The following is a 16,588-nucleotide window of genomic DNA, read 5'->3' as shown; positions in this document are numbered from 1 at the left end:
CCTGGAGCATGGCGGTGTAGCCGCACTCGTCGAGGAGCTGGCGGGCGAGTTCGGGGTGGGGCAGTTCGTTCGCCATGTCGCGCCAGCGGGCGATGTCGCCGACCAAGCGGCCGAGCGACTTGCGGGCCGCGCCGGTCAGCTCGTCGGTGTCGAGGATGCGGGCGGCGGCGACCGTCAGCGGGGCGCCCGACGAGCGGGCGAGCTGGTGGATGCGCGCCACCGCCTTGTCGCCCAGCCCGCGCTTGGGGACATTGACGATGCGTTCGAACGCCAGGTCGTCGGCGGGCTGGTTGACGACGCGCAGATAGGCGAGCGCGTCGCGGATCTCGGCGCGTTCGTAGAAGCGGAAGCCGCCGACGATCTTGTAGGCGAGGCCGATGGCGATGAAGCGGTCCTCGAACTCGCGCGTCTGGTGCGAGGCGCGGACGAGGATGGCCATCTCGTCGAGCGACTTGCCCTCGCGGCTTGAGGCTTCGATCTCTTCCCCCACGCGACGCGCTTCTTCGGGGCCGTCCCAGACGCCGAGCACCTTGACCTTCTCGCCCGCGTCGAGCTCGGTCCACAGTTCCTTGCCGAGGCGACCGCCATTGTGGGCGATGACGCCCGACGCGGCGGCGAGGATGTGAGGGGTGGAGCGGTAGTTCTGCTCGAGCCGGATGACCTTGGCGCCGGGGAAGTCGCGCTCGAAGCGGAGGATGTTCTCCACCTGCGCGCCGCGCCAGCTGTAGATCGACTGATCGTCGTCGCCGACGCAGGCGATGTTGCGGCGTTCCTGCGCGAGGAGGCGGAGCCAGAGATACTGGACGCTGTTGGTGTCCTGATACTCGTCGACCATGATGTAGCGGAAGCGTTGCTGATAGAGCTCGAGCACCTCGCGGTGGGTTTTCAGGACCACGAGCATGTGGAGGAGGAGGTCGCCGAAGTCGCAGGCGTTCACGGCTTTCAGGCGTGCCTGGTACTGGGCGTAGAGTTCCTGGCCGCGACCGTTGGCGTAGCGTTCGGCCTCGCCCGCGTCGATATCGCCAGGGGACAGGCCCTTGTTCTTCCAGCCGTCGATGAGCCCTGCGAGGCTGCGCGCGGGGAAGCGCTTCTCGTCGATGTCGGCGGCGAGGATGAGCTGCTTCATGAGGCGGAGCTGGTCGTCGGTGTCGAGGATGCTGAAGTTCGACTGGAGCCCGACGAGCTCGGCGTGGCGACGGAGCATCTTCGCGCCGATCGCGTGGAAGGTGCCGAGCCAGGGCATGCCCTCGACGGCGTCCCCGACGAGGCGGCCGACGCGCTCGCGCATCTCGCGGGCGGCCTTGTTGGTGAAGGTGACGCTCAGGATCTCGGAGGGGTAGGCCTTGCGGGTGAAGAGGAGGTGGGCGAGGCGCGCGGTGAGCGCGGCGGTCTTGCCGGTGCCCGCGCCCGCGATGATCAGGACGGGGCCGTCGGTGGTCAGCACGGCGTCGCGCTGCTGGGGGTTGAGGCCGCGGAGATAGGGCGGGTCGGACGGGAGGGTGGCGGGCTGGTTCACGCGCGAACAGCTAGGGAACGCGGGCGGGCAGGGCAACCGTCCCATGCCGCGACACGCGAGCGACCTTCATCGATTTGTCATCAAAGCGTCACCGTCTCGGGGCAGGGCGGAATGATCATGGCGACAACGGCTTTCACCGGCGGGGAGTCGGTCTCGCGCGCGCGCGGACCGCGGCTCGACGACGGGTTCGGACTCGCGGGGCGTATCGGCTTCGCGGCGGCGCTGTTCGGCGGGCTCGCCTATGCGGCGTACGGGATCTGGTCGGACACGTCGTCGGTCGGCGAGACGGTGGCGGTTGGGACGCTGTTCTTCCTCGCGCTCGCGTTGCTGATCGCGCTGGGGTTCGAGTTCGTGAACGGGTTCCACGATACCGCCAACGCGGTGGCGACCGTCATCTATACGCGGTCGATGCCCGCGCCGTTGGCGGTGGTGTGGTCGGGTGTGTGGAACTTCTTGGGGGTGATGCTGTCGTCGGGGGCGGTCGCCTATGCGATCATCTCGCTGCTGCCGGTCGACCTGATCCTCAATATCGGGTCGGGGGCGGGGTTCGCGATGATCTTCGCGCTGCTCCTCGCGGCGATCGGGTGGAACCTCGCGACCTGGTATGTGGGGCTGCCCAACTCGTCGAGCCATGCGCTGATCGGGTCGATCCTGGGCGTTGGGCTGGCGAACCAGTTACTGTCGGCCGGAGCGTCAGGGACGGCGGGGGTCGATGTCGAGCAGGCGCGCAAGGTGCTGACGGGGTTGCTGCTGGCGCCGGTGATCGGGTTCATTGGGGCGTACATCCTGCTCAAGGTGCTGCAGCGGGTGGCGCGGAACCCGGCGCTGTTCCGCGAGCCCGGCGGCGACGCGCCGCCGCCGCGGGGCATTCGCGCGCTATTGATCGGGACATGCACGGCCGTGTCGTTCGCGCATGGCGGGAATGACGGGCAGAAGGGGATGGGGCTGATCATGCTCATCCTGATCGGGTGCGCGCCGACCGCCTACGCGCTCAACCGGACGGGATCGGCGAGCGATACGCCCGCGTTCGTCCAGGCGTCGAGCGCGGCGGAGGGCGTGTTCGCGCGGCGGGCCAGCGGCGCGATGTTGCCGGTCGAGGAGGCGCGCGGGGTGCTCACGGGCGCGCTCAGGGCGCGGGCGGTGAGCGATCCGAGGACGTTCGCGGCGATGGGCGCGATGTCGGCTTCGGTGCGCGAGCAGGTAAGTACGCACGGATCGATCGCTCAGGTGCCGGCGCAGGCTACCCAGGCCGTGCGCAACGACATGTACCTGTTGACCGACACGGCCAAGCTGGTCGCGAAGGCGAAGGGCGCGGACGCGCTCGCCGGGCCGGAACGGGATGCGGTCGACGCGTATGTCGGGGAACTGCAGGGCGGCACGCGGTATATCCCGACCTGGGTCAAGGTTGCGGTCGCGCTGGCGCTGGGGCTGGGCACGATGGTCGGCTGGAAGCGGATCGTCGTCACGGTCGGCGAGAAGATCGGCAAGACGCACATGACGTACGGCATGGGCGCGTCGGCGGAGTTGATGGCGGCGTCGACGATCCTGCTGGCGGAGCGGTTCGGACTGCCAGTGTCGACGACGCACATCCTGACGTCGGGCGTGGCGGGGGCGAGCGTGGCGAACGGGGCGGGGCTGCAGGGGCGCACGGTGCGCAACATGGCGTTGGCGTGGGTGGTGACGCTGCCGGCGACGATGGCGCTATCGGGCGGTTTGTATTGGGTATTCCTGCAGCTTGTGCGGGGGTTCGGCGGCTAGTCGGTCGGTCGTAGCAACGTCAGCTTGGCCTTGCCGTGGACGCGTTCGGCGTCGATCTGGAAGCCGTCCACCGCAACGGTCTCCGCCTTGCCCGTTTCGATGCTGACCCAGGTGGCGGGGGTAGTCCAGCCGAGGCGGGACAGCTTGTCGAGCGCGACTACCCCCGCGCCGGTGCCGTAGGGCGGGTCCATCAGGATCAAGTCGGGCGCGGCGCGGGCGGGGCCGAGCGCCAGGACCGAGGAAGCGCGGACGTCTCCGGTCGCGCCGAGCTTGGCGAGGTTGGCGCGCAGCGCGTCGAGGGCGGGGCCGTCCTGTTCGACGAACAGGCATGACGCGGCGCCGCGCGACAAGGCCTCGAGGCCGAGCGCGCCCGAGCCGGCGAAGAAGTCGGCGACCGCGAGGTCGTCGAAGGAGCCCAGGCGGGCGGTAAGCATGGAGAACAGCGCCTCGCGGGTGCGGTCGGCGGTGGGCCGGGTGGCCTCGCCCTTGGGCGCTACGAGACGGCGGCCGCGCCACTTGCCGGCGATGACGCGCATCGTCAGCGCTTGGTCGGACCACGCCCGCCGCCGCCGGGGCGGGGGAAGGCGGGGGGTTTGCCGGACTCGCGGGGCGGGCCCTTGCCGCGCGCGGACGGGGTGCGCGCGGGACGGTCGCGAGATGCGTCCGAGCGGTCCGGGGACGAGCGGGGTGGGCGTCGATCGGCGAGGTCGTCGGACGGGCGGCGGCGGTCGTCGCCCTGGCTAGGCCTTGGCGGGCGGGCGCGTTCGTCGGTCTTCGCGCGCGAAGTCGATGGCGAGGCCACTCGAACGGGACGGGGTGCGTCGCGGTCGGACCGGCCCCGGCGTCCGGGTCCGGTTTCGGTCGGGGCGGCTCGGGTCGGGCGTTGCGGGCGGTCGTCGGGCCGGGCCGCCTTGGGTGGTCGGGCGTCGGCGCGGGCGGGGCGGCGGTCGTCGGTGCGTTGGCCGCGAGCGGGCGCGGCGCGTTGCGGGCGATCGGCCCGGTCGTCGGCGCGGGCGGGTCGGGTCGGCCGGGATGCGTCGCGAGCAGAGTGCGCGCGCTGGCCCGGTTCGGGCCGTCGGTCGGTCGGCTTGCGGCGCGGGTCCGGGGGAGGTGGACGGCGCATGTCGCGGGCGGCGCTTGCTCCTCCACCGCCCGACTTCGCCGGGCGTTCCCACTCTCCGACGCGAGTTCGAGGAGGATCGGTGCGTGAGGCGGCGGTCGACCGCACGGGTCTGGCGGCGGGTTGTTCAGTCTGCGAAGATCGAGTGCGGCCGCCCGCGGCGCGCGCATCGACGGTGATCGTGTCGGCGCGGTCGGCGGGTTTGCCGAGCGTCTTGCGGAAGGCGACGAGGTCGTGCTGGCGGACTTCGCCGATCTCGCCGGGTTTCAAGTCACCGAGCAGGAACGGGCCGTAGCGGGTGCGCAGCAGGCGGCTGACCTGGAGGCCGAGATGTTCGAGGACGCGGCGGACCTCGCGGTTCTTGCCCTCCGTCAGGATCAGTTCGATCCAGGTATTCGCGCCGGTGCGGCGTTCGAGGTTGGCGTCGATTGGGCCGTAGCGGATGCCGTCGATCTCGATGCCCTCGATCAGCTCCTCCAGCCGCTCCTGGCTGATCTCGCCGTAGGTGCGGGCGCGGTAGGCGCGCTCGACGCCGGTCGCGGGGAGCTCGAGCTGGCGTTTGAGGCCGCCGTCGGTGGTGAGGAGGAGGAGTCCTTCGGTCGCGAGGTCGAGGCGGCCGACGGGGACGAGGCGGGGGAGGTCGTCCGGGAGCCGGTCGTAGATGATCGGGCGACCGGCGGGATCGTGTTCGGTGACGAGCAGGCCGGGGGGCTTGTGATAGAGAAACAACTGCGCGGGCGGGGGCGCGGCGACAGGCTGGCCGTCGACGGCGACGCCGTGAAGCGAGCGGAGCAGGGTGGCGGGGGTGTCGAGCACGCGGCCGTCGAGCGCGATGCGGCCGTCGGCGATCATGCGTTCGATCTCGCGCCGCGACGCGATGCCAGCGCGGGCGAGGAGCTTGGCGATACGCTGTTCCGGTTTGGGTTCATCGGCCATCCGGCGCGCGATACAGAGGATTGGGCGGTTAAGCATTTTTATTTGCGTCGGATCGACCCGATCCACGTTAATTCCGTCAAGCGTGGCGGGCGTCGCGCGAAGGGGTGCGCGGGCATGCTGTTCGGGAAACGGAAGCGCCGGATCGAGAAGCTGTTGCTCGTCGAGGACGAGCCGCTGGTGGCATTCGACAATGAGCATGTGCTGGCGGAGGCGGGATACACGATTGTGGCGACCACCGACCGGGTATCGGACGCGGTCGAGTGCATCGCGAGCGGCAAGTCGATCGATTTAGTGCTGGTCGACGTCAACCTGACCGACGGCACCGGGCTGGACGTGGCGCGGGCGGCGTTCGCGCGCGCGATCCCGGCGTTGTTCGTGACGGGGAACTGCCCGCCCGAGGCGCAGGCATTCGCGGCGGGATGCCTGGACAAGCCGTATCGCCAACGCGACCTGCTGGCGGCGATCGAGGCGGTGGAGGCCGCCGCCGACGGCCGGGCGCCCAGACGGATGCCGGCGGGGTTGCGGCTGTTCGAGCGGGTCTAGCGCGGCAGTTCGAGGCTTACCCTTCCGCCGAATCCGTCTAGGGTCGCCGCCGTGCCGGGCGGGGAGTGAGCGTGGAGCGTAGCGGAAGTTGGGTCGACGGCGTGCGGCCGTATCTCGAGCGCGAGCCGTTGGCGGCGTTCGCGTTGGGCGTGTCGTCCGGCTTTCCGTATGCGATGATCGGGGCGACGCTGACGACGCGGCTGGCGCAGGACGGGCTCGACAAGAAGACGATCACCGCGTTCACGCTGGGGTTCCTGGTCTACAACCTGAAACCGTTATGGGCTTGGATGGTCGACGGGGTGCGATTGCCGGTGCTGGGGCGGTTGGGGCAGCGCGTGTCGTGGCTGGTGTTCGCGGGCGCGCTGGCGATCGCGGCCGTGGTGAACCTGGCGCTGGTCGATCCGGCGACAGACCTAGGCGCGACGATCACGGCGGCTATCCTGGTCGGGGTCGCGGGGGCGACGTACGACATCGTCATCGACGCCTACCGGATCGAGACGCTGAAACCATACCAGCTGGGCGTCGGGTCGGGGATGACGCAATATGGCTGGCGGATCGGGTCGGTGGCGGCCGCGTCGCTGGCGCTGGTGCTCGCGGCGCGGATCGGGTGGACGGGGGCGTATTTGGCCTGCGCGTCGTTCGCGCTGCCGGCGATGCTGACGGGACTGCTGCTCGGCGAGCCACCGCGGCACCGGGCGGCGGTGGTGCGGCGCGGGGCGGGCGAGTTGTGGGCGTCGATCGTCGGGCCGTTCACCGAGTTCTTCCGGCGGCACGGGGCGGCGACGGTGCTGCTGTTCATCCTGATCCATAAAATCGGCGATACGCTGGGGCAAATCGTGCTGCGGCTGATGCTGAACGACCTGGGGTTCACCAACGACGAGATCGCGATCTACGATGTCGGCATCGGCTTCTGGGCGTATCTGGTCGGCATCTTCATCGGCGGCGCGATCTATACGCGGTTGGGGCTGAAGCGGTCAGTGCTGATCAGCCTGGTGCTGATGGCGGTGTCGAACGCGAGCTTCGCGTGGCTGGCGGCCGCGGGGCACAGCAACTGGGGGCTGGCGGCGGCGATCGGGTTCGAGAACATCGCCAGCGGGATCGGCGGGGTGACGGTGATCGCGTACTTCGCGGCGCTTTGCGACCTGCGCTTCACGGCGGCGCAATATGCGCTGATCTCGGCGGCGTCGAGCGTGGTCGGGCGCGTGTTGACGGCTGTGAGCGCGGGGGCGATCGTCGAGCGGTTCGGGTATGTGCAGTTCTATCTACTGACGACGGTCGTGGCGTTGCCGGGGGTGGCGCTGTTCTGGTGGATGGCGCGGACGGGGCTGGTGGACGGCTCGATCGGGTCGGCGGGCGTGGACGGGCCGGGCGACGCGCGGGCGGGGGAAGAGACCTAGCTCAGTCGGGGAGCTCGTCGTTGGCGGCGAGCACCGCGCCGGCGAGGTAAAGCGAGCCGGCGATGAGGATGACGGGCGGTTCACCTCCAAACGCCGCGATGCCGGTCAGGGCGGCGGTCACGTCTCGTGCGGTCGTTACGGTCAGGCCAAGCTCTTGCGAGGTGCGGGCGAGGTCGGCCGGGTCGTGATGCGCGTGGTCGGGGATGGAGACGGCGGTGAGCGAGGTCGCTCGTGGCGCGAGGTGGCGGAGGATGCCGAGAGCGTCCTTGTTGGCGAGGAGGCCGACCACGAGGTTTAGGGGGCGGCCCCGTGCGGCGCTTGCGATCACGGGGGCGATCGCGGCGGCGGCATCCTCGTTATGGCCGCCGTCGAGCCATAATTCGGCTCCGGCGGGGAGGAGGGCGGTGAGCGGGCCGGGGCGGAGTCGCTGCATGCGGGCGGGCCAGCGGGCTGACGTGGCGGCGGCCCGGAGCGCGGCGTCGGGGACGGGGATGCGATCCTGGTGGCGGAGCATCGCGACGGCGAGGGCGAGGTTGGCATGCTGGTGATCGCCGGGGAGCGCCGGGAGGGGGGTGGTGAGCGCATGGTTTGGGCCGGTGTGGAGGAGGCTGTCGTCCCGGGCTTGAAAGCGCCAGTCGCGACCGGCCATGAGAACCGGCACCTGCGCGACGTCCGCCACGGCGGCGGCGATGTCGGGCGGGTAGGCGAGGGTGATCAGCGGGCGGCCGGGCTTGGCGATGCCGGCCTTTTCGCGGGCGATCTGGGCGGCGGTGTCGCCGAGGAAGGACTGGTGATCGATGCCGAGCGCGGCGATGCCGGTCGCGGCCGGGTCGGTCAGGACGTTGGTCGCGTCGAGGCGGCCGCCCAGGCCGACCTCGATCACGCAGGCGGCGGCGGGGGTGCGGGCGAAGGCCAGGAACGCGGCGGCGGTGGTGATCTCGAAGAAGCTGGCGTCGAGGCCGTCGGCCCTCTCTTTTTCAGCGGCGTCGAGGACTTCGGCGAGGAGAGCGGCGAGGGCGACGTCGTCGATCAGGCGGCCGGCGATGCGAATGCGTTCGTTGAAGCGGACGAGGTGGGGGCTGGTATAGACGTGGACCTCGTGCCCGGCGGCCTCGATCGCGGCGCGGAGGAAGGCGCAGGTGGAACCCTTGCCGTTGGTGCCGGCGACGTGAAGCACGGGGGGCAAGTGCCGGTGCGGGTCGCCTAAGCGGGCGAGGAGGCGGGTGATGCGGTCGAGGCCGAGTACATCGGCGCCGGGGGAGAGCAGGGTCAGGCGGTCGAGCTGCGCCTGGACGGCGGGGTCGGTCGAGCGGGCGTGGTCGGGCATTCTTCTCCCTCTCCCATGAATTGGGAGAGGGCCGGGGAGAGGGGCCGTTCAAAGCCCGGTCCTCTGCTCGGCCCCTCTCCCCGACCCTCTCCCCGGAGGAGAGAGGGAGAACTAAGCGGCCCTGGCTTGCGTCAGATAGCCGATCACCGTCGCGAGCCGTTCCTTCAGGTCGCGGCGGTGGACGACCATGTCGATCAGGCCGTGTTCGAGATAATACTCGCTGGTCTGGAAATCGTCGGGGAGCTTTTCGCGGATGGTGTTCTCGATCACGCGGCGGCCGGTGAAGGCGAGGGTGGCCTTGGGCTCGGCGATCTGGACGTCGCCGAGCATCGCGTAGGCGGCCATGACCCCGCCCGAGGTCGGATCGGTGAGGACGACGATATAGGGCAGGCCGGCGTCATGGAGCATGTGGATCGCGACGGTGGTGCGGGGCATCTGCATGAGCGACAGGATGCCCTCCTGCATGCGCGCGCCGCCGCTCGCGGTGAAGACGACGTAGGGGCAACGTTCGCGGATCGCGTTCTCGACGCCGCGCACGAAGGCTTCGCCGACCGCCAAGCCCATCGAACCGCCCATAAAGGCGAAATCCTGGATACCCAGGATGACGGGGTGGCCGTGGATGCAGCCCTTCGCATTGACGAGCGCGTCGACCTCGCTGTTCTCGGCGCGCGCCGCCCGGAGGCGGTCGGTGTAGCGTTTGGTGTCGCGGAAGCGGAGCGGGTCCTCGACGACCTTGGGGGCGGCGATCGGGCGGATCGAGCCCTCATCAAGGAGCATGCGGAAGCGTTCGGCGGGGCCGATGCGCTCGTGATGGTCGCAGCGCGGGCAGACATGGTCGTTCTCGGCCAGCTCCTTGGTGAACACCATCTGCCCACAACCCTTGCATTTGTGCCAGAGGGTGTCGGTGGTCTCGCGCTTGGCGACGAAGGGGAGCGCGTTGCGGACGGAGTTGAGCCAGCTCATGCGGGGACCTTCGCGGAGGCAATCGCGGCCTTGAGCGACCGGAGATAGGCGGTGATGGGACCGGGGGCGGTCGCGCCGTGTTCGGCCACGAGGTCGACGATCGCCGAGCCGACCACGACGCCGTCGGCGACACGGGCGACGGCGGCGGCCTGTTCGGGGGTGCGGATGCCAAAGCCGACCGCGACGGGGAGATGGGTGGCGGCTTTCAGGCGCGCGACGGCGCCTTCGATCGAGCCTTGCGCGGCCTGTTGCAGGCCGGTGATGCCCGCAACGGAGACGTAATAGAGGAAGCCGCTCGCGCCTTCAAGGACGGTGGGAAGGCGGCGGTCGTCGGTGGTGGGGGTGGCGAGGCGGACGGTCGCGATGCCGTGCGCGCGGAGGGCGGGGCCGAGCCTGTCGTCCTCCTCGGGCGGGACGTCGACGCAGATCACGCCGTCGACGCCCGCGTCCACCGATTGCTCGGCGAACCATTCGGGACCGCGGCGGAGCATCGGGTTGGCGTAACCCATCAGCACGAGCGGCACGTCCGGATGCCGCTCGCGAAAGCCGCGCGCGAGGTCGAGTATATGCGCGGTCTTGGTGCCGGCGGCGAGGCTGCGGAGATTCGCGGCCTGGATGGCGGGACCGTCCGCCATCGGATCGGTGAAGGGCATGCCGAGCTCGACCACGTCCGCCCCGCCAGCGACGAGCGCGTCGAGGATGGCGGGGGTGGCGGCGGGCGAGGGGTCGCCGGCGGTGATGAAGGCGACGAGCGCGGGGTGCTCGCGGGCGAAGGCGGCGGCGAGGCGCTCCCTTCCCGCCTGCGGGAGGGGCCGGGGGAGGGGCGGAGAGGTTCGGGCCATCGACAGGCACTCCCCCGACCCCTCCCGCAAGCGGGAGGGGAGAGTCACATCGTCACCCCGAGCGCATCGGCGACGGTGAAGATGTCCTTGTCGCCGCGACCGCACAAATTGGCGAGGATGACTTGGTCGCGGCGCATCTCGCGGGCGCGTTTCGTCACGGCGGCGATGGCGTGGGCGGGCTCGAGCGCGGGGATGATGCCTTCGATCCGGCAGAGGAGCTGGAAGGCGTCCAGCGCCTCTTGGTCGGTGGCGGACGTGTACTCCACGCGGCCGATGTCCTTGAGCCAGGCGTGCTCGGGGCCGATGCCGGGATAGTCGAGCCCGGCGGAGATCGAGTGCGCTTCGTCGATCTGGCCGTCCTCGTCCTGGAGCAGGTAGGTGCGGTTGCCGTGGAGGACGCCGGGGGAGCCGCCCGCGAGGCTCGCGGCGTGCTGGTCGTGGAGGCCGTGGCCGGCCGCCTCGACGCCGAGCATCGCCACCTCCACGTCGTCGAGGAACGGGTGGAACAGCCCGATCGCGTTCGACCCGCCGCCGATCGCGGCGACCAGGAGGTCGGGAAGCTTGCCGGTGCGCCGGAGCATTTGTTCGCGCGCTTCGCGGCCGATCACCGATTGAAAGTCGCGGACAAGCTCGGGATAGGGATGCGGGCCGGCGGCGGTGCCGATGATGTAAAAGGTGTCGTGGACATTGGCGACCCAGTCGCGGAGCGCCTCATTCATCGCGTCCTTGAGCGTGCGCGCCCCGCTGGTGACGGGGCGGACCTCGGCGCCGAGCAGCTTCATGCGGAAGACGTTGGGCTGTTGCCGCTCGATATCGCGCGCGCCCATGAAGATCGTGCAGGGCAGGCCGAAGCGCGCGCAGACGGTGGCGGTCGCGACGCCGTGCTGGCCCGCGCCCGTTTCCGCGATGATGCGGGTCTTGCCCATCCGCCTGGCGAGCAGGATCTGGCCGACGCAATTGTTGATCTTGTGCGCGCCGGTGTGGTTCAGTTCGTCACGCTTGAACCAGACCTGGGCTCCCATGCCGTCGGGCGCGCTCTCGCGCAGGAGGTCGGTCAGGCGCTCGGCATAGTAGAGCGGGCTGGGGCGACCGACGTAATGTTCGAGCAGGTCGTCGAACTCGGCGGCGAAGGCGGGGTCGGACTTGGCGGCGCGGTACTCGCGGTCAAGGTCGAGGACGAGCGGCATCAGCGTTTCGGCGACGTAGCGGCCGCCATACTCGCCGAAATGGCCGCGTTCGTCGGGCTGGGCGCGGAAGGTATTGGGGGCGTTCATGGAGGGCGTTTAGCACCGTGCGGCCCCAAGTCGAGCCGAGCGGGTCAAGCTCCTTCGACAGCGACCAGGAAGGCGGCGATCCGGTCGCGCTCCTTCACCCCCGGCCCGCTTTCCACGCCCGACGAGACATCGACCAGCGCGGCTCCGGTACGGCGGATCGCGTCGGCGACGTTGGCGGGGTCGAGCCCGCCCGACAGCGCCCAGGGGAGCGGGTGCCGGAAGCCGTCGAGGAGCGCCCAGTCGAAGCGGACGCCCATGCCGCCGGGGAGCGCCGATCCGGGCGGGGTCTTGGCGTCGTAGAGCAGGCGGTCTGCGGCTTGCGCGTAGCGGCGTGCGCCGTCGAGATCGGCGCGGGTGCGGATGGGGATCGCGGCCCAGACCTCCAGTCGCGTGCGGGCGCGGATGGCGGCGGCGCGGTCGGGCGCGGTGTCATGGAGCTGGACGGCGTCGAGCCGACCTGCGGCGACGGCGTGGTCGATAAGCTCGTCGGTGGGGTCGACGAAAACGCCCACACGGGCGACGTGTGGAGGCGTGCGCGCGGCCAGACCGGCGGCTTGCTCGAAATCGACATGGCGCGGCGAGGGCGCGAAGAAGTTGAGGCCGACATGGCTCGCGCCACCCGCGACGGCGGCGTCGAGGGTCGTAGGCGTGGATAGCCCGCAGATCTTGGCGGTGGTGGGCATAGGTGCTCTACAATGTGCCGGCTATGGCCCGCGCGGCCGCGTCCGGGTCGTCGGCCTGCGTGATCGGACGACCAATCACCAGGACCGACGCGCCCGCGTCCGCGGCCTGGCGCGGCGTGACGACGCGCTTTTGATCGCCGACCGCGCCGTCCGCCGGGCGGACGCCGGGGACGACGAAGAAGCCGATCGGCCAGCGGGCCTTGGCGGCGGCGACCTCGGTGCCGGCGCACACGATGCCGTCGATCCCGGCTTCGTGCGCGAGGTCGGCCAAGCGGGCGACATGGTCGTGGGGCGAGCCGATGACGCCGGTGTCGGCGAGATCGGTCGCGTCGAGGCTGGTGAGCATCGTGACCGCGACGACCTTGGTGCCGGTGGGGGCGGCGGCTTTCGCGTCCTCCAGCATCGCGCGGCCGCCGGCGGCGTGGACGGTGAGGATCGCGGGCGCGAGGGGGCCTAACGCCTGGACGGCCTTGGCGACGGTGTTGGGGATGTCGTGGAGCTTGAGGTCAAGGAAGATCGGCAGGCCGAGCTCCGAGACCTTATGGACGCCCGCATGGCCGTTGGCGCAGAAGAATTCGAGGCCGAGCTTCACGCCGCCGACATGATCGCGGACGCGGGCGGCGATGCGGAGCGCGTCGTCGAGCTTGGGCGTGTCGAGCGCGACGAAGATTCGGTTGCTCATGCCGGCGCGTCCTCGACGACCGGGGCGGGCGTGGATGCCGGGATCGACGGGGTCGGGGCGTAGGCGACGCGTTCGGCCTGGGTCAGGCGCTGACGCAGGCGCCAGCCGACCGTCTGGCCCCAGAGCAGCGCGGGGACGAAGCCGGCGAGGAAGACCAGGAGCAGTAAGAAGGGCAGGTTCACGTCGGCGATGATGTTGCTCCACAGCCGAACGGGAACGCTGAACCAGTTGCCATAGGTGAACAGCGCCGCGACGAAGGCGAGCAGGCACCAGAAAAGGGTTTTCAGGAACTGCATGAGGCGGGGTTAGCGCGGGGTAGGAAGCTTGTCACCTGCGGGAGGGTACTACCCCCTCCGTCACGCCAGACTCGATCCGGCATCTCGTTTCTCGCGATTCGCCCTCTTCAGAACAGCGGGACCCCGGATCAGGTCCGGGGTGACGGGAGGGGTGGCGTTCAGCCGATCTCGCGGCGGAGCGTCTCGAAGAGCGTGGGGATGGCGGTTAGGCGGTCCTCCTCCTCGCCGAGGATGGCGTGAAAGGCGGCGCGCTTGATGGCGGACACGCGGCCGGGTCCGAGGTGGACGCCATCCGGGAGCGCCGAGACGACGATATCGATCATCCGCTCCGCGCCGTGCAAGCGACCCCACAGATAGTCGTTCTCGCGGTAAGCGCGCGAAAAGAACGCGCCGAAATTGTTGAAGCGGATGCCCTTGAGCGTCGCCGCCGCGCCGCCTTCGCGGATGGATCGCGCGTCATCGGGGGCGATGCGGTCGACCTTGATCGGGTCGAACTCGTCCAGGCCCTCGCCCTGGAGGAGCGGCAGGGTGGCGGTGTCGAAATAGGGAAAGCCGAGATAAGCGAGGAGGAGCTGGCGGCGCGGCTCACGCGGGAGCGCGGCGAGCGCGTCGGCGAGGTTGGCATCGGTCTCCGCGTCGAGGCGGGTAAGATCGAGCGAGGCGGCGAGCGCGTCCAGCGGCAGGCCGGTGTCGCCGCGGGCGCGCCGCATCGCGCGGCGAAGGTCGAGGTGGCCGGACGGACGCTGGCGGTCGAGATAACCGGCGAGCGAGCGGTAGATCGCCTCGCGCATGCCGGGGAGGTCGGGCGTGTCGCCGCCGGCCTCCAGCTCGGCGAGGCGGCGGGCGAGGAGGCGCAGGCGACGGATGCGGAACCCGGTGTCGAAGGTGCGTAGGAAGTCGATGGCGGGCGCTTCGAACGGATCGCGCATGACGCCGCGCTCCGCGACTTGGGCGGTGATCGCGGCACGTATGGCGTCGCGGCGTTCGGGACGCGGGTCGGTCGAGACCAGGGCGAGAAGCGCGGCGATCTGGTCGATCAGTGCCACGATCTTGAGCTGGCCGTAGGCGGCGTGGGCGAATCCGGCGGCGGCCATGCTCCCCTCCTGCGCCCGCCGACGCCAGGCGACGAGGCGAGCGGGCGTCGGGCGATTGAGGAACAAGGTATGGCCGAACAGCCGCGCGACTTCCTCCTCGACGCGGGGGCGGAGCGTGTCGACGACGCCGCGCAGGCGTTCGATCCGGGCCGAGCGCTCCGCGATCGCCTCGAGGTTGTCGCGGATCGGCTGGGCGCGGGGCAGGTCGGTGATCGCGCCGAGGATCGTCTGGAAGAAGCCGGGCGGACCCTCGCCGCGCGCGACGCGCAGGTCGATGCCGGGGGTAGGATCGATAAACACGAAGCGGCGGTCGACCTCGCGTCGGGCGGGGCGGTTCTTCAATGCCTCGACCGCCGGACCGAAGGGTGCGTTGGCGAGGACGGAGCCGTCGATCAGCACGGTCGTGTCCAGCGTGTCGGCCGCAGTCTGACGGGGGAGCACGCGGCGGAGGAAGACGCGGCGGCCGGGCCAGTCCGCGCCACGCTCCGCCAGCACCCCGTCGAGTTCGGCGACGGTGAAGGGCGGGAACGCGCCGGGAAAGCTTGAGGTCGCGCGGGCGGCGAAGGCAAGTTCGGCGGGGTCGGCCAGGGTGTCGCGCGCGTCGCCGCCGTCGGTGAAATCGAGGACGAGGCGGTGCTCGGTCTCCACCACCTCGGGCGGGGAATTAAGCCTGAGGCGTTCGGGATGACCGGTGAAGTCGGTCACGGTCACGAACAGGTCGAGCGGCTGGCCGTCGGGAAGCAGCCGAGGGCCGGTCGGGCCGGACTTCATCGCGGCGAGCGCGTCGAGGATGAGGCCGGTCAGCACCCCGCCGCCGAAGGGCGGCTCGAACCAGCGCGAGCGGACGAAGCGGGAGATGTTGGCGCGGACCTCGGTCTGGGTGTCGGCGTCCGCCGGGTCCGTGCCCTCCAGCCCGCGTCGTCCCGCGGCCCAGGCGAAGGGGATCGCCCAGACGCGCGAGAAGCGGCCGGTCGGTGCGGCGGCGGGATCGAGCAGCGCTTCCACGTCCATCGAGCCGAGCCAAAGGTCGGTGAGCGGATCGAGCGACTGGCCGGTCGCGATCGCCTGGGCCAGGAAGACGCCGTTGACGCCGCCCGCGCTGGCACCGGCGACGATGTCGGCCAGGACACGAAGGCGGGTGTCGGCCGTCGCCTCGATCTCGGCGAGCAGGTCTTGGTACACGCCCCGGACGCCCTCGGATCGGGGGCCGCGTTCGGCGTGGGCGCGGCTGGCGGCGGCGAGGCGCCACACCTCCTTGGTGATGCCGTGCATGTAGACGGCGAGGCTGATGCCGCCGTAGCAGACGAGCGCGAGGCGGAGCTCCTTCTCGCGCATCAGGCGGACGGCGGCGCATCGCGCTCCACGACGGCCCAGATCGGCAGGTGGTCGCTGGCCTTCCGCGCGGCGGCGCTGGCGTGGACGCCGCAATCGGCGACGCGGAGCTCGTTGCTCACCATGATCCGGTCTAAGCGGCCGACGGGATGACGGGCGTGGAAGCTTGGACCGGTCTGGGCGAAGGCGAAGCGGCGGCCGAAATCGCGCAGGCACCCCGACGCGGCGCTCCAGTTGTTCAGGTCGCCCATCATGACGGTGGGCGGTCGGTCGGGCGCGGCGTCGAGATGGGCTAGGATCGCATGCGCCTGCTTGCGTCGCCACAGGCCCGACAGGTCGAGGTGCATGCCGACGACACGCACCAACTCCGCGCCGATCCGCACGTCGGCCACGACCGCGCCGCGCGGTTCGAGCGCGGGCAGGTGGATCGCGCCGCACCCGACGATCTCGGCCGACTTGCGGACGAGCAGCGCGTTGCCATGCCAGCCCATCGAGCGTTCGCGCATGGCGAGGGGCACGGCCTTCCAGTCACTATGTTCGGCGAGGAGGTGTGCGGTGATGACCATCTCGCGCGCACCGAAGCGGCGGTCGGCTTCCTGGAGCGCGATCACGTCCGCGTCGATCTCGCGGAGGACCTGCAGCGTGCGGGCGGGGTCGCGGCGGCGGTCGGTGCCGACGCCTTTGCGCATGTTGTAGCTGGCGAGCTTCATCATCGGGGGGCGGAACGCGGAGGGCTGGTGCCGGTTGCAGGAATCGAACCCGCGACATCCAGTTTACAAAACTGGCGCTCTACCAACTGAGCTAAACCGGCCCGCCGCCTAAATG

Annotated in this window: 15 protein-coding genes and 1 tRNA gene; 3 read left to right on the top strand and 13 right to left on the bottom strand. The window is 70.6% G+C overall.

What is annotated here, in order from left to right; translation table 11 throughout:
* A partial coding sequence (locus ACFE71_RS08810) for an ATP-dependent helicase (RefSeq protein WP_375428427.1) occupies nucleotides 1-1,561 on the bottom strand: 1,561 nt, incomplete at its 3' end.
* A 72-nt stretch (nucleotides 1,562-1,633) separates the two neighbouring features.
* Between ACFE71_RS08810 and ACFE71_RS08805 the strand changes: the two genes are divergently transcribed.
* Nucleotides 1,634-3,274 (top strand): inorganic phosphate transporter, encoded by a 1,641-nt coding sequence (locus ACFE71_RS08805; protein ID WP_375428426.1) that lies wholly within the window; start codon nucleotides 1,634-1,636, stop codon nucleotides 3,272-3,274.
* On the opposite strand, the gene rsmD is transcribed toward ACFE71_RS08805, so the two are convergent.
* Complete coding sequence (rsmD, locus tag ACFE71_RS08800; protein ID WP_375428425.1) at nucleotides 3,271-3,810, bottom strand: 16S rRNA (guanine(966)-N(2))-methyltransferase RsmD; 540 nt, start codon at nucleotides 3,808-3,810, stop codon at nucleotides 3,271-3,273. The two genes, ACFE71_RS08805 and rsmD, sit on opposite strands and share 4 nt — an antisense overlap.
* 2 nt (nucleotides 3,811-3,812) lie before the next feature.
* Nucleotides 3,813-5,330, bottom strand: a complete 1,518-nt coding sequence (locus ACFE71_RS08795) for a pseudouridine synthase (protein ID WP_375428424.1) — start codon at nucleotides 5,328-5,330, stop codon at nucleotides 3,813-3,815.
* A 114-nt stretch (nucleotides 5,331-5,444) separates the two neighbouring features.
* On the opposite strand from ACFE71_RS08795, the gene ACFE71_RS08790 reads away from it, so the two are divergent.
* Nucleotides 5,445-5,873, top strand: a complete 429-nt coding sequence (locus ACFE71_RS08790; RefSeq protein WP_375428423.1) for a response regulator — start codon at nucleotides 5,445-5,447, stop codon at nucleotides 5,871-5,873.
* A gap of 65 nt (nucleotides 5,874-5,938) precedes the next feature.
* Nucleotides 5,939-7,270, top strand: a complete 1,332-nt coding sequence (locus ACFE71_RS08785) for an MFS transporter (protein WP_375428422.1) — start codon at nucleotides 5,939-5,941, stop codon at nucleotides 7,268-7,270.
* 1 nt (nucleotide 7,271) lies between these two features.
* Here the strand turns inward: ACFE71_RS08785 and ACFE71_RS08780 are convergent, their stop codons facing one another.
* From ACFE71_RS08780 to ACFE71_RS08735, 10 genes are all read right to left on the bottom strand, one after another.
* A complete protein-coding gene (locus tag ACFE71_RS08780; protein WP_375428421.1) occupies nucleotides 7,272-8,597 on the bottom strand; it encodes a bifunctional folylpolyglutamate synthase/dihydrofolate synthase in 1,326 nt (441 codons plus the stop codon).
* A 111-nt stretch (nucleotides 8,598-8,708) separates the two neighbouring features.
* Nucleotides 8,709-9,560, bottom strand: coding sequence for an acetyl-CoA carboxylase, carboxyltransferase subunit beta (gene accD, locus ACFE71_RS08775; RefSeq protein ID WP_375428420.1), 852 nt, complete (start codon nucleotides 9,558-9,560; stop codon nucleotides 8,709-8,711).
* A complete protein-coding gene (gene trpA, locus ACFE71_RS08770; RefSeq protein ID WP_375428419.1) occupies nucleotides 9,557-10,402 on the bottom strand; it encodes a tryptophan synthase subunit alpha in 846 nt (281 codons plus the stop codon). The genes accD and trpA overlap by 4 nt, the downstream gene beginning before the upstream one ends.
* A 44-nt stretch (nucleotides 10,403-10,446) precedes the next feature.
* Entirely contained in the window at nucleotides 10,447-11,676 is a 1,230-nt protein-coding gene (trpB, locus tag ACFE71_RS08765; protein ID WP_375428418.1) for a tryptophan synthase subunit beta, read from the bottom strand.
* A gap of 44 nt (nucleotides 11,677-11,720) precedes the next feature.
* Nucleotides 11,721-12,359, bottom strand: coding sequence for a phosphoribosylanthranilate isomerase (locus tag ACFE71_RS08760; protein ID WP_375428417.1), 639 nt, complete (start codon nucleotides 12,357-12,359; stop codon nucleotides 11,721-11,723).
* A gap of 7 nt (nucleotides 12,360-12,366) precedes the next feature.
* The gene (pyrF, locus tag ACFE71_RS08755) at nucleotides 12,367-13,041 is read right to left on the bottom strand and encodes an orotidine-5'-phosphate decarboxylase (protein ID WP_375428416.1); all 675 of its coding nucleotides are present in this window, start codon (nucleotides 13,039-13,041) and stop codon (nucleotides 12,367-12,369) included.
* Nucleotides 13,038-13,337 carry a hypothetical protein gene (locus tag ACFE71_RS08750; RefSeq protein WP_375428415.1) on the bottom strand — a complete coding sequence of 100 codons (300 nt, stop codon included), beginning with the start codon at nucleotides 13,335-13,337 and terminating at the stop codon, nucleotides 13,038-13,040. The genes pyrF and ACFE71_RS08750 overlap by 4 nt, the downstream gene beginning before the upstream one ends.
* Before the next feature lie 158 nt (nucleotides 13,338-13,495).
* Nucleotides 13,496-15,766, bottom strand: a complete 2,271-nt coding sequence (locus tag ACFE71_RS08745; protein WP_375428414.1) for a patatin-like protein — start codon at nucleotides 15,764-15,766, stop codon at nucleotides 13,496-13,498.
* Nucleotides 15,766-16,476 carry an endonuclease/exonuclease/phosphatase family protein gene (locus tag ACFE71_RS08740; RefSeq protein ID WP_375428413.1) on the bottom strand — a complete coding sequence of 237 codons (711 nt, stop codon included), beginning with the start codon at nucleotides 16,474-16,476 and terminating at the stop codon, nucleotides 15,766-15,768. The genes ACFE71_RS08745 and ACFE71_RS08740 overlap by 1 nt, the downstream gene beginning before the upstream one ends.
* 22 nt (nucleotides 16,477-16,498) lie before the next feature.
* Nucleotides 16,499-16,574 (bottom strand) — tRNA-Thr (locus tag ACFE71_RS08735).
* Between the last annotated feature and the right edge of the window lie 14 nt (nucleotides 16,575-16,588).

The sequence above is a fragment of the uncultured Sphingomonas sp. genome, assembly GCF_964237155.1.
In the GTDB taxonomy this organism is placed as follows: Bacteria; Pseudomonadota; Alphaproteobacteria; order Sphingomonadales; family Sphingomonadaceae; genus Sphingomonas.
Note: the sequence above shows the minus strand (reverse complement) of the source record. Positions and strands in the feature narration are given on the sequence as shown.

What these genes read in the sequence shown, in the direction of transcription:
- ACFE71_RS08745 (WP_375428414.1), bottom strand. Translation starts at nt 15,766, where the DNA reads ATGCGCGAGAAGGAGCTCCGCCTCGCGCTCGTCTGCTACGGCGGCATC.
- trpB (WP_375428418.1), bottom strand. Translation starts at nt 11,676, where the DNA reads ATGAACGCCCCCAATACCTTCCGCGCCCAGCCCGACGAACGCGGCCAT.
- accD (WP_375428420.1), bottom strand. Translation starts at nt 9,560, where the DNA reads ATGAGCTGGCTCAACTCCGTCCGCAACGCGCTCCCCTTCGTCGCCAAG.
- ACFE71_RS08760 (WP_375428417.1), bottom strand. Translation starts at nt 12,359, where the DNA reads ATGCCCACCACCGCCAAGATCTGCGGGCTATCCACGCCTACGACCCTC.
- pyrF (WP_375428416.1), bottom strand. Translation starts at nt 13,041, where the DNA reads ATGAGCAACCGAATCTTCGTCGCGCTCGACACGCCCAAGCTCGACGAC.
- ACFE71_RS08790 (WP_375428423.1), top strand. Translation starts at nt 5,445, where the DNA reads ATGCTGTTCGGGAAACGGAAGCGCCGGATCGAGAAGCTGTTGCTCGTC.
- ACFE71_RS08740 (WP_375428413.1), bottom strand. Translation starts at nt 16,476, where the DNA reads ATGATGAAGCTCGCCAGCTACAACATGCGCAAAGGCGTCGGCACCGAC.
- ACFE71_RS08805 (WP_375428426.1), top strand. Translation starts at nt 1,634, where the DNA reads ATGGCGACAACGGCTTTCACCGGCGGGGAGTCGGTCTCGCGCGCGCGC.
- ACFE71_RS08795 (WP_375428424.1), bottom strand. Translation starts at nt 5,330, where the DNA reads ATGGCCGATGAACCCAAACCGGAACAGCGTATCGCCAAGCTCCTCGCC.
- trpA (WP_375428419.1), bottom strand. Translation starts at nt 10,402, where the DNA reads ATGGCCCGAACCTCTCCGCCCCTCCCCCGGCCCCTCCCGCAGGCGGGA.
- rsmD (WP_375428425.1), bottom strand. Translation starts at nt 3,810, where the DNA reads ATGCGCGTCATCGCCGGCAAGTGGCGCGGCCGCCGTCTCGTAGCGCCC.
- ACFE71_RS08750 (WP_375428415.1), bottom strand. Translation starts at nt 13,337, where the DNA reads ATGCAGTTCCTGAAAACCCTTTTCTGGTGCCTGCTCGCCTTCGTCGCG.
- ACFE71_RS08780 (WP_375428421.1), bottom strand. Translation starts at nt 8,597, where the DNA reads ATGCCCGACCACGCCCGCTCGACCGACCCCGCCGTCCAGGCGCAGCTC.